Source organism: Streptomyces sp. NPDC059247 (assembly GCF_042754005.1).
Lineage (GTDB): Bacteria > Actinomycetota > Actinomycetes > Streptomycetales > Streptomycetaceae > Streptomyces.
In genome coordinates, this window is sequence record NZ_JBHYZW010000005.1 from 241,411 (window position 1) to 253,225 (window position 11,815).

At 67.2% G+C, this 11,815-nt stretch carries 7 protein-coding genes; 3 read left to right on the top strand and 4 right to left on the bottom strand.

Annotated features, from left to right (window positions below):
• Nucleotides 1-2: 2 nt before the first annotated feature.
• The 3 genes from ACFXGN_RS12990 to ACFXGN_RS13000 are packed head-to-tail and all read right to left on the bottom strand — an operon-like array spanning nt 3 to nt 6,233.
• The gene (locus tag ACFXGN_RS12990; protein WP_384857383.1) at nt 3-3,545 is read right to left on the bottom strand and encodes a hypothetical protein; all 3,543 of its coding nucleotides are present in this window, start codon (nt 3,543-3,545) and stop codon (nt 3-5) included.
• Nucleotides 3,538-4,695 carry a hypothetical protein gene (locus tag ACFXGN_RS12995; RefSeq protein ID WP_384857385.1) on the bottom strand — a complete coding sequence of 386 codons (1,158 nt, stop codon included), beginning with the start codon at nt 4,693-4,695 and terminating at the stop codon, nt 3,538-3,540. Before ACFXGN_RS12995 ends, ACFXGN_RS12990 begins: the two co-directional genes overlap by 8 nt.
• A gap of 32 nt (nt 4,696-4,727) precedes the next feature.
• Nucleotides 4,728-6,233, bottom strand: a complete 1,506-nt coding sequence (locus tag ACFXGN_RS13000; RefSeq protein WP_384857388.1) for a PD-(D/E)XK nuclease family protein — start codon at nt 6,231-6,233, stop codon at nt 4,728-4,730.
• Nucleotides 6,234-6,363: 130 nt separating this feature from the next.
• On the opposite strand from ACFXGN_RS13000, the gene ACFXGN_RS13005 reads away from it, so the two are divergent.
• The gene (locus ACFXGN_RS13005) at nt 6,364-7,266 is read left to right on the top strand and encodes a serine/threonine protein kinase (protein ID WP_384857391.1); all 903 of its coding nucleotides are present in this window, start codon (nt 6,364-6,366) and stop codon (nt 7,264-7,266) included.
• Nucleotides 7,267-7,290: 24 nt separating this feature from the next.
• Here the strand turns inward: ACFXGN_RS13005 and ACFXGN_RS13010 are convergent, their stop codons facing one another.
• Nucleotides 7,291-10,032: a tetratricopeptide repeat protein gene (locus tag ACFXGN_RS13010; protein WP_384857394.1), complete on the bottom strand. Its 2,742-nt coding sequence runs from the start codon at nt 10,030-10,032 to the stop codon at nt 7,291-7,293.
• 796 nt (nt 10,033-10,828) lie between these two features.
• Here ACFXGN_RS13010 and ACFXGN_RS13015 point away from each other — a divergent pair.
• Both ACFXGN_RS13015 and ACFXGN_RS13020 read left to right on the top strand, forming a co-directional pair.
• Complete coding sequence (locus ACFXGN_RS13015) at nt 10,829-11,515, top strand: hypothetical protein (RefSeq protein WP_384857396.1); 687 nt, start codon at nt 10,829-10,831, stop codon at nt 11,513-11,515.
• On the top strand, nt 11,512-11,781 hold the full coding sequence (locus ACFXGN_RS13020) for a DNA-binding protein (protein WP_384857399.1): 270 nt from the start codon (nt 11,512-11,514) through the stop codon (nt 11,779-11,781). Before ACFXGN_RS13015 ends, ACFXGN_RS13020 begins: the two co-directional genes overlap by 4 nt.
• Nucleotides 11,782-11,815: the final 34 nt, after the last annotated feature.

Below are 11,815 nucleotides of genomic sequence, written 5' to 3' on the forward strand. Positions count from 1 at the left end.
TCCTAGCGGGTGGGGTGGGGTGCGTGGGGGCGGGCCAGCGTGGGCGGCTCGGCCAGCAGACGACCGAGCATGGTCCGCAGGGGGCCGTACAGGGCTCGGGCGATGAACCGTTCCTCGGCCGGCTTCGAGTCGCCCTCGAAGTACGGCTCCAGGACGTCGAGCACGCTGTGCAGCAGGCTGGACTCGGCGGTGTCGAGACGCCCGGCCCCCGCCCCTGTGTGCGGAGCGAAGGCGACGTCGACGAAGACCACCCTGGCGGGCACACCACCGCGTACGAGACGCCCGATCACCTGCCACATCAGGACCAGCATGTCCCAGGTGACGCGCTCCCGTTCGTCGCCGAGACGGCTCCAGGCCATGGAGTGCGCGAGGACCTGGTACCAGCGCGAACGCGCCGCGCGCCGCACCTCGTCGGCCCCCTTCTCGATGCTGGGGGCGGACCGCACCAAGGAGCCGAAGGTGTCGCCGGTGATCGCCCGGACGATCCAGTCGTTGACCGCGTGGACGGCCTGATAGAGGTCGTCGGGGTGGGGGTTGGGCCGGGCGAGGAAGTAGACGGTGCCGATGGCGGCCTCGTCTCCCTTGTTGAGGATGTTGTGGCCGCGTTCCACCGCGAGGAGAGGTGCCACGAGGACATCCGCGTCGAGGTCCCTGAGGTGCTCGACATCGCCCCGCCGCAGCGCACGGGCCTGATGGACGGACGGGAACTCCTCCTCCGGGGCGAGGTCCTCGTCGTCCGACACGAGACACAGGACGTTGTCCTGCCAGCGTGGGTGAAGGTTATGCAGCTCGTCGGCGACGACGCGGGCTTCGGCGTAGCTGCCAACCAGCAACAGGATGTGGTCCCTCCCCGGCGGGAGTTTCCCCAGTTCTCGCTGCAGCGGTCCGCCGTCGCCGGTGTCGTTCGCTCCCTCGCTCTCCCCCAGGTACCGTGCGATACGGCGCAGCTTCTCGGGCCGGTGCTCGGGATCGGTTCCGGACAGGCGCAGTTTCTCGTCCCCGTCGTCGATGAACTCGAAGCGCATCTCGCTCTCGACGGCAATGCGCTCGGTCACCTCGGACAGCGGTTCGATGACCACTCCCACGGGGACGCGGACGTGGTAGCGGCCGGACTCGCCCGCCCAACTGCTTCCGGACATGAGCAGGAGATGCGCACCGGGACGGTCGTCCACGGAGGCGAGGTGCGGGATGGCGCGCAGCAGTTCGCGACCGACCCCGCTGCAGCGGAAGAAGGTGAGCTCCCCGCTCCGCACGCCCCCTTCGTCCTCGCCCGGAACGTTGAACTGGAACCCCAGGACGTTCCCCATGGGGGCCTCGGGAACCATCGGCCCGTAGTCGAGCGGCCTGCGGTACATCTCGTTGTGGCCCAGGCTGAGGGCGGCCTCGACCCTGGGCCACATCGCGGTGATCATCGCGAGGCGGGGTTCGAGAGCGCTCACCAGCAGGGTGAACTCGAAGCGTGTGGCCAGCTCCTTACGCCAGTCCTCGGGGGAGCGCGGGGCGGCACCCGCCACGGTTCCTGGTGCCTGGCGTCCGCGTACGGCCTTCTTCCTCGGAGCGCGCGCCCGTCGCCACTTCCACTCGTCGAGTTCCTCCTCGTACGCCTTGAGCCGGGACTCCATGTACGTGTCGTCGAGCTGGAACACCTCGTCCATGACCTGGAGCAGACGACGCCGGGTGGTCTCCGGGCTTCCGGTGTGGAGCAGTTCGTTGAGCAGGACGGTGAGGTGGCTGAAATCCTTCTCCGCGCGTCGGGCACGGTCACCGAAGGGGTTGTCGCGGAACGCGCCGATGAGCTTGCCCAGCTCCTCCCTCGTTTCGTGGTGCTCATGGTCTGGGCCGCTGTCCTCCGGGAGCGGGTAGCGCTCGTCGAGCAGACCGATCTGGAGGGTCCAGGAACTGAAGTAGCCGGTGCGGACCCAACAGCGCAGGTCGTAGTCGGACACGAGCATCGCGTACAGCCGGTCCGTCGCGGCGGTCACCGTGTTGAGCGCGGCCGAGAAGGTCTCCACGTCCCGCTCGGAGAGCTGGGTGCGCCCGCTCGCCGCCAGTTCCCTGATCTTGTGGCGACTGAGCTCGTCGACGAGCCCCTTGTCCTGGTCGCTGGCGAGCACCGCGGCGGGCGCGAAGATCTGGTCCAGCTGCATCTGCACGCGGTCGGCCTCGTCGATGATCACGAGGTCGCTGCGTCGGCAGGCGAGTTCGAGGTAGCGGATGCGCTCCCCGTTCTGTGCCCGGGGCGGTGAGGCGTCGATCAGACCACCTGGTGTGGTCACCCAGATGTGCGCGTCCACCAGGGCGCGGGAGCCGTGATGCCGAGGGCAGAGGGACCAGTAGGGGCAGCTCAGCAGATCTTTCTGCCAGGGGGACTTCATGGCGTCCGGGCTCGCGCGGCGCGGGTTCCTCGGTGGCCTCAGCCGGACGCAGGGTGCCTCGCCGAAGGCGAGTGGCTCGGTGAGAGCGGTGGTCCCCTGCCTCCGGTTGTTCAGGACGCAGGAGGTTCCGAGGTAGGCGAAGGCGGGGTCGTCGTGGGCGAGAAGCCGGTGCTCACCCCGCCCGGCGAGTCTGCGGTGCAGCCGCTGGGCGTGCCGCTCCCTGCCGGAGGAGCCGAGTACGGGTGCCGCCGCCCCGTCCGTGTAGAGGTTGTAGAGCTCGACCAGTTTCAGGACCTCCGCGACATCGGTGACCACGATCGTCGTACGCAGACCGAGCCTCGCGAGGTGGACGGCGATGATGTCGCGCAGCGTGCTCTTGCCCGCGCCCACGATGCCCAGCAGGTGCTGGATCCCGTCGATCGTGAACTCGAAGTCGCGTTCCTTGCGGAAGACGCCGTCCTCCTTGACGGACAGCTCGAAGGCGTCGAGCCGCTCCACCCACCGTGGCGCTTTGCGCTTCCCCGAGCGGGCGTGGACGGCGTCCATGTCCGCCGCGGTCCGTTCCAGGTCCTTCTTGCTGAAGCGCAGCGGCTCGCCGTCACCGGCGGGGGGCATGTCCAGGTCGTGGGCGATGACCGGGGCGGGGGGAACGACCGGCAGATCGACCACGGCCAGGGAACGGCTGACAGCGAAGGTGTGGAGACCCGGTCCAGCCACCGGCAGCAGCTTGCCCGCCAGTGGTGGAGCCACCTGGAGCAGCCGGTCGTAGATCTGGAAACGGTCGCTCGCGACGGAGATCTCCCGGCGGACGGCCGGTGCCTCGGTGTCCGGTACGTCGTAGGCGCGCGCCCTCGCGTCGAGCTGCTGGTAGCGGTCGAGAGCCTCGCGCCAGGCCCTGCTCCGGCGCAGCGTCCACAGGGAGTACCGGGCGACCCGCAGCGTCCGTTCCGCGTCCGGTGGCAGTGGCACGCCGTACGCCTCCGCGAAGCCGTAGCCGCTGAACAGCACCCAGGCACTGCCCGCGGGCGTGACCGGCAGGAACCTCTCGTGGAGGTACAGTCCGAGTTCCACCTGGCAGAAGGCCTCGAGAGCGGGCCTGCGCACGGACGGTCCCAGAAACGCCTGAAGGGCGCTGATCGTGTCGTTGAGCGGCGGTGTGATGCTACGCATCGTCCTTCTCCTCCCCGTGGGCAGATTTCGGGCCGCCTCGGCCCGCCCTCCGCGATCCGTCCCTGCCGTAGAGCGCTCCGAGGTCGCGTACGAGATCGGCGGGCGTCGTCAGCACCACCCGCCCCCGCAGGGCGGGCGGAAGGGCCTCGGTGAAACTCTCGCGGTAGCCCGCGCGGTCGGCGTTCCGCTGGGGCACCACGGCGACGGTGCGGTTCGCGGAGTTCACGCCGCCGGCGATGTGGGCGGCGAGAAGGGCGGGCTGGAGCCGGTCGTACATCCGGACCTCCGGCGTCTCGGGGCCGACACCCCGCAGCCGGTAGGCGGCCGGCTCCCCCGAGACGGCCGTGTAGGCGATCCCCGCGCTGTCGAGCGCCCCCAGGGCGGCTTCCTCGACCAGATGCGGAAGCACGAGGAACGCCCGCAGCGAACGCCGCAGGACAACGGCGAGACGGGGATCCCGGATCAGTTCGAAACCACGGTCCCGAGAGCACTCCTCTCCCTCGCACCAGAGCTTCTCGTGGGAGGAGGGCTGCCCCGGGAGGTCGGTCGCCGGATCGCTCGGCCTGGCGGGGAGGCGGCACATCGGGCAGTACGGGAAGACCCCTCCGACCAGCAGGAACTCGGGCAACGGACGGTAGAAGTCCTTGACATGGCTCCATACCGCTCTGCTCCAGCCCGGTCCACGGTCCCTCTGGTGCACCACGGGACGGTGCGCCAGGAACCGTCGGCACCTCTGGTACCGCTCGCTCGAACCGCACCGTGCCTCCAGGTCGTTCAGCAGCACTCGCGCCTCCCCCGCCATCCCTCCGATCGGCCCGTGGGAGGCCACTTCGAGACATGCGCGGGTGGGCATCCGGCCGATGGGGTGCAGGAGCGTCGTCTCCGGAGTCACGAAGGAGGCCGGGACCTTGAAGAGCCGGTCGTCCGCCCTCCTGCGCAGGCACCATTCCCACAGCTCCGGCAGACTCGTCGGCGGGGTCTCACCGATGTCGACGCAGTGCGCCACCGTACGGTCCAGCGCACGTTGCGCCAGGCCCGAGTAGGGCAGGCTGAAGGAACGGAGTCCCTCCTCCTCGGACAGCGACGTCACCATGCGGGCCAACTCCCGGAAGAGTTCGGCACCTGCTCCGGCATCCTCGGGGGTGCTCACTCCGTCACGTCGGCGCTCAGAGATCCCTGTCGTCACGCGGCGGCCTCCGCATCGGACCTCGCCGCACACCAGCGGGCCATCTCACACCGTCCGCAGGCGCGGCCGGGGGCGGGCTCGTAGTCATCGTCGACGTGCCAGTCGGCCACCATCGTCCGGAGGATCTCCTCCGCCGCGGTCCGGTTGGCCGGGACGAAGGGATCGATGATCTCCAGGTCCGCGCCACCGGGACGCAACACCTCCAGCTCGACCCGGGCGCGGGTCCGCGTGCCCCCGAGATCACCCCGTGCGACCAGCAGCACGGCCAGGGCCAGTTGCGGATAGCGTTCGAGCAACGGCCCCGTCGGCCGTCGGTCACCCGCCGACGTCTTGGTCTCCCGCCACACCCAGGAATCCCCGTCGCGGTAGAGCAGGTCGGGCGCCGCCATCACCACGACGTCGGCGGAGGTGTCGTGCCGGACCACCCGGGGTTCGGTACGGACATCCGTACCGTTCTCGACGCACCGCAGCGGACAGACCGCGGCGTGTCGACGCAGCAGGCCCACTCCGAGGGCTCGTTCGTGGTCGGGCAGCTCGAAGCCGCCCGGCACCCACTGCTCGGGGACCTCCACCGTGCACGGCCGCGAAGGGCCCTGGGCATGGCGGTCGGCGAGGTAGGCGTGCAACGCCCGGCCTCGCTCGGCCGACACCTCCCGCTCGATGGAGTCGGCGGCGGGAAGACGGAGGCGGCGCATGTGGTCGCGGGCCGGGCACACCCGGTAGTTACGTCCGTTGGTCACGGACCAGGTGCGCCGGGGACGTCCCTTCGACTCGGTTCCGAGCAGGCCGGGCGCGCTCCGCAGAGCGGGACAGACTCCCGCGTACACACAGTCGCCGCACGAGAATCCCGGACGGTACTCCTGGCTGTCCAGGATGTCGGTCAGCACGCCACGTCCGCGTGCGCGGTAGAGGGCCAGCGCTTCCGCCCGGCTCCCGACGAGGAGTTCCCGTGTACGCCCGTCCAGCAGCGCGAACTCCACGATCCGCACCCGCTCGGGCAGCGGCCCCGGTGAGCCCTCCGCCAGCACCAGGGCCACCGCGGCGACGAACTCCTCGGACGGCTTCGCCTCTCCGAGCCGGTGGACGGGAAGGCGGAGTTCGCGGAATCCCCCGTCCGCGGAGACCAGACAACGCCCCCACACCGTGAACCGGTACTCCTCCGCCGTCCGTGCCTCCACCCCCGAAGGCCGGTAGCGGTAGGTCCACCGCTGGGCCACCTCGCGCAGCGGACGGGACGGATCGACGGGAAACGCCACGTCGTACATGGCCATCGCGTGTTCGGTCCAGGTACGGAGCCCGTCGTGGACCGGGACGGTACGTGACAGGCCCGGGGAACCGTCGGGCGAAGAAGGCCGGTGCCGGGCGTCGCACGCGTCCATGAAGGGGCCGAAGGTGAAGTGCTCCAACCGCTCGCGGCGGCGCGACGGCTTTTCCGTGGGCAGATATCCGCGCGCTTTGAGCGCGTCGGCGGCCGGGCAGCGCAACTCCCCCTTCTTGAACATGGCGGCGGATACCGTGATGGTGCGAGATGTTCGTCGTACCCCGTCAGGGGGTAGCCAGGGCTGAGACAAGGCATGTTCCTTTCCCATGGTGCGACGATCCGGCTCTCGGAGACCGGAGATGGGGGAAACGATGAGCGAAGTCAGCGAAATCGGAGAGATCGAGGCGTCCTACGAGGTGCTGCGCTTGTTCGGTGACGGTGGATACGGCGATCTCTATGTCGCCCGCCACCGCATGACGGGGAAGACCGTGGCCGTCAAGGCACAGAAAGCATGGCGAGTCGGATCACACACCAGCCACAAAGAAGCGGGAGCCTCACTGGCTGAAGAAGGAAGCCTCATGCACGGGCTGAGCGGGATCAGCGCGATTCCGGAACTGATCGAGGTCGGCACGTACAACGACGACAGGTGTCTCGTCATGGAGTACATCGAGGGTCGATCGCTCCGGGACTCCCTGACGGAACGGCTTCCGGTCAAGGATCTGGGGACCGTCGCATCGGTGATCGGTCAGCTCTGCGAGATCCTGTGGGAGGTGCACGGGAGGAAACTCGTGCACTGCGATCTGAAGCCGGAGAACATCATCCTGGAACCGGACGGCCGCCTACGTCTCATCGACATGGGGATGTCCGTTCCCTTCGACCAGCCGACCGACCCCGGACACGGTTCGACCGGGTACGCCTCAGCCCTTCAGCTCGAAGGAAGCGCTCAAGGGCTGGCACAGAATGCGGACATCTTCGGTCTGGGCTGCATTCTGCTGGAGATGACCGTGCAGCGACTGCCCTACGGAGGACTGGAAAGGCACGTCCACAAAGGCCATCCCGTACTACCGGACGACCGGCTCGGTCTGATCCCCGAAGCCTTCCGTGAGCTTGCTCTGCGGATGGTCGCCTGGGAACCCGAGGACCGTCCCCAGGACGTGCGCGAGGTGTTCAACCAGATCCGGCCGTACCTCCCCGTGCCGGGGGACTCCCGGCCGGCCAAACCCCTGCGACCCGATCCGACGGAGTACTACCGGCGCCACCGGCCACGACTGTGACACCGCGTTCCCTTACGGACGGCCTCACCTCAGGGTCTCCAGGATGTCGCGGACCTCCTTGGTGTCCGCTTCCATCTGTTCGCGCAGCACGAGGACCCGTTCCAGTTCCTCCACCGCTTCCGGGATGCGACCGGCGGACACCAGAACGCCCGCGAAGAGCCGACGGGTCTTGTCCTCGTCGGTCCAGCATTCCTGTGACTGGTAGATGCCGCACGCCTGCTCGTACAGAGGGATGGCCTCCTCCCGCTCCGTACGGGCGAGGCGCACCTTCGCCAGGGTGAACAGCACGTCGGCCCGGCCGCTGTGGTCCACGGTCCGCTCGACCACTTGCAGAGCGCCCGCGCACCAGTGGAGTGCCTCGCCGTACTCGCCCCCGTCCAGATGAAGCGCGCCGATGGCATTCAGCGCCGCCGCCTCGCCCACCGGCTCACGCAATTCCCGGTACAACTCCAGCGCCTGCTTGAGATGTTCCTCCGCGGCAGTCGCATCATCCAGTTTCCGCCGGGTGATCCCGAGCGCGTACAGAGAGCGGGCGAGACTGAGCCGCCCACTCTCACTGTCGTCCTGCTTGCTGAGGCGGACCGCGCGAGCCAGATTGTTTGCGGCCAGGTCATAATTTCCGAGGCGCCACTGAGTCCCCGCCCGCATCCGATAAACCATCGCTCGGTCCACGTGGGCAACCTTCATCCTCTCCACGACCTTGGCAGCATGGGAAAGACCGGTATCCGAGTCCTGGAGACGGTGGCGCCGCCACTGATAGGTGACCAAAGCCATCGGCAGCAACCACGAATAGCGGTCCTTCATCCGATGATTCGCCAATTCCAGACACCGTTGAGTGGTGTTGTACTCCTTGTCCATCCGATCCATCACCTGCTTAGGACCTTCTGGGTCGATCACCGTGACACCATCCACTTCGCCGATGGGCAGTTCACGTTGACTGTCAAGCACACGGTCGCAAGCCCATACGTTCTGCAACTGATGCTCCAGCACTTGCCGTAGCGTCGCCTCCTCGAGACCTTCCAGGTCCTCGGAAGCATCCAGTTCCAGATGATGTCGGGCGAAAGTACGAACCAAGTCATGCAGACGGTACCGGTCGGACTGACGCTCCACGAGATTCGCCCGCATCAATTCCCACAGGGCTTGATCCGTACACAGTCCCGCGACTGCCGAGCCGATGTCCATCAGGGCTTCCAAGGAGAGATTCGGTCCGGGATGAACAGCCAACTGCCACAGCAACAACCTGGCCTCTGCGCTGAGATCACGTACGGAACAGTTCAGAGCCACTCGGATCGACCACTCGGCTTCCGGAAGATCCAGGTACTCAAGCTTCTTCTTCTCCTCCTTCATCTGCCGCACCAAGGTGGGAAGGGCATAGACCCCGTGATACCGAAGGCGCCGCGCCACGATACTGAGAGCCAAGGGAAGGTTTCCGCATAGGCCGACGAGCTCCCTGAATAAAAAGGAATGCTTCGACCGGTCCCCCTCGGCCACGTTCTCCTGGAGAACCTCCAGGGCATCCTCATCTCGAAGCAGTTCCACTCTGCGCGAATAAACCCTTCCGCCGCAAGAGGAAAGACTCTCCAGCTCATTGCGACTGGTCACAATCACAACAGAAGACCCGGTTCCTGGAAGCAGCGGATCGACCTGCTTAGAATTTAGCGCATTGTCCAGAAACAGTAGAGTTGACCGGTGGGCCAGGACAGAACGCAGCTCTGCGGTCTTCCTGTCGATATCCGTCACCGTAGAGTAAGGAGGCAGGGCGGCAAGGAACCCATCCAGAAGTTGCTCAGGATCGGTGGGTGACGCTCCGTCGGTGTGGCCGTTCAACTCTCCATAGAGAGTACCGCCCGAAAACCTTTCCCTCAGTCGATGCGCCAGGTGGAGTGCCAGCGTACTCTTTCCCACTCCAGCCATTCCACTCAGCAGGATAATGAGCAACTGGCCAGCAGCCTGCGCCTCGTCCACAAGTCCGGTGAGCTCATCGAGTAACTTCCCCCGCCCAACAGGGAAACGTTTTTCAGGGGGTAACTGGTCAGGGACAGAAAGCAGTCCGGACCGCCCCACCCGCGGAGTTCTTCCATACAGCCTTTCGATGACCGAGAAGAGAAAGTCATCCGAGGAATTATTTCGGTCGAGCCATCGCGCGACGGTACGCTCAAGATTTTCGTCAGGTCTCTTCGGGTCATGCGCGATCAGATAGTAAGCAAAGATCTTAGGGTCCCCAGGAAATAGCACATGCCATTTCTCTGACTCCTCACGGAGGAACTTCTCCTCCCTGGCCTTCCATGCCGCGTCCAGCAGTTCGCACACAGTGTCGGCCCGTTCCCGCCACATCCGTTCCCGGCGGAGCTTGAAGCCGGGCATTTCGAGCCCCTTCAGAGGCTCGTCGTCCGCCCATTCGTCCAGGGCAGCCCTGAGCAGGTCGATCCGTTCCATGGACGGCAGCCCCTCGGCCTGCCGTCGGCGCTCCAGGAAGCGCAAGTAGTCGACGCTCTCCAGCGGCAGGCGGAGCACGCATCGCTTCGATCTGCCCGCATGTGGCAGGAACTGCGACCCCAGCAACTTCCGAAGCTCTCCCACGACCCACTCAACCCGGCCTTTGAGCACCTTCGCGTCGCTCTCCTCTGGCCAGAGGACGGCTGCGATCTCGCCCCTGTCACAGGTGAGTTCACTCGAAGTGACCAGCAGAGCGAAAAGTGCGGCCACCATCTTCGTCCCAAGGTCGCTCCTTCGGCCCTCCACCTCGACGCCGATCGGGCCCAGCACTCGCCCGTCCATCACTCCCCCTCCCCTAGGCGGCGGCAGTAGGGCGCCGGAACCGATGCCCTACTCCCCCACACCTCTGTACACGGCTGTACCTCCCTTCACACGCGTATGCGCCTTCGCGCCCCCTGGCGCTCAGTTTTCGCTCAGTTTTGGCTCTGCGGGGCTCCTTGCGATCGGGGCACGATGGCATCAGCCGCTCGCCAAACGGTGAGATACCGGCACGATCCACCGAGGAAGGGGCATCAGCCCATGAACAACCGCGCCCGCAGCCAGCGTCTCAGCCGCCTCCGCAAGTCGCCTGGCTTCCCCCCGAGCCGCCGCCCCCGGTCGGCCACCCCCACGGAGGGGACGACCCCGACGACCCCCCAGACCGAGAACCCGACCTCAACCTCCTCCAACTCGGCCTGACCTCGGGTCCCCGGGGCCAACGGCTCCGGGCGCGGAGGGCCCCCGTCCTTCAGGCGGGCGCCCTCCGCGGCCCCCGGGTTCACGTCCGACCATCGGCCGACCCCCGGGCATCCCCCGCTCTCACCCCCCCTCTTCAAATCAAGAGCCAGCGACATCAGGTGTCCACCGACACACGCGCCATCGACCACAGGTGAACAAATGTGGGGCCCCTGTGACAGTTGACCGTTTTGTCCAGTCGGGGAGGGCGGCTCTTCACCCCTTCCATCGCACTGATTCGGCAGCATCTCCAGCCAACAAGAGGATCTTCATGACATATGCACCTTCCGCAAGTGTCTTCACCTCTGTGAGGCAGCACTTCGCCAACCCTCGGATCAAAGACGAGGCGTTGGTGAAGCTCCCCGCCGGAGCCTCCGGTGCTCAGCCGGTCGAACTCACCCCCGAGGAGGCCCACGACGCCCTGTACGGGCCGGCCAGCACTCCTCAGCTCTCCGACGCCGTCTGGGCCGCGACGCTGAGCGCCGCCCGGACCGACTCCACTCCGCACGGAACAGCCCGGCTCCTGGTGCTCTGGCTCGCTCTGCCTCAGTTGGCCCGCACGGCACACCGCATCAGCGGGCGGATGCGAGCGGAACTGGGCGATGTGGAATCGGAGATGGCGATGGCCGTGTTCGAAGAGCTCGCGTCCTCGGAGTCCGCGACTCCCGCCTCCGTCTCGCCCCTGCTCAAGGCGGCTCGCAACAGGGCTTGGGCGTACGCCCGTTCCGGACTCCGCGAGCTTCCTTCCACACGGGTCGAGCGCATCACCGAGGAGCAGGCCATCAGGTCCGTGTACGACGCTCCGGAATCCCCGGAGTCCCCTCAGGAACTGGACGTACGGGTCGACAGGGTGAACGGACCGGAAGGATCGCGTGCCTCGCTGCGCTTCCGCGTACGCACCGAACACCTGAGGGGCTCGGCCCTCGCCGATCCCTGCGACGAGGACGGGGCGCACCCGCCGTGCCGTGGTTCTCGCAGGCGCCGCTCGGGACGCCGTGTGGGCACCCTGCCCATTCGTCCCACCGCGAGGCCGGCGTGAAGCGCCCGGTCGAGCGCGGGCTCGGCTTCACCGAGATGTTCGAGCTGCCGGTCTCGACCGACATGCGTACGGCTGCTCGCGCCCTCGGCATCGGGCTGGCGACCGCGTACCGGTTGAACCGGCTGGGGCAGTTCCCCTGTCCTGTGCTCCGGGTCGGTGGCATGTACCGCGTGCCGACGACTCCGCTGATGCGGACGCTGGGAATCGAGGAACGTCCCTTGTACACGGTGGAGTCGGACGAGGAAGGGCAGGGGACCTTCTTCTAGGGCTGGACACGCCACCGGAACGGACCAGGGCCCG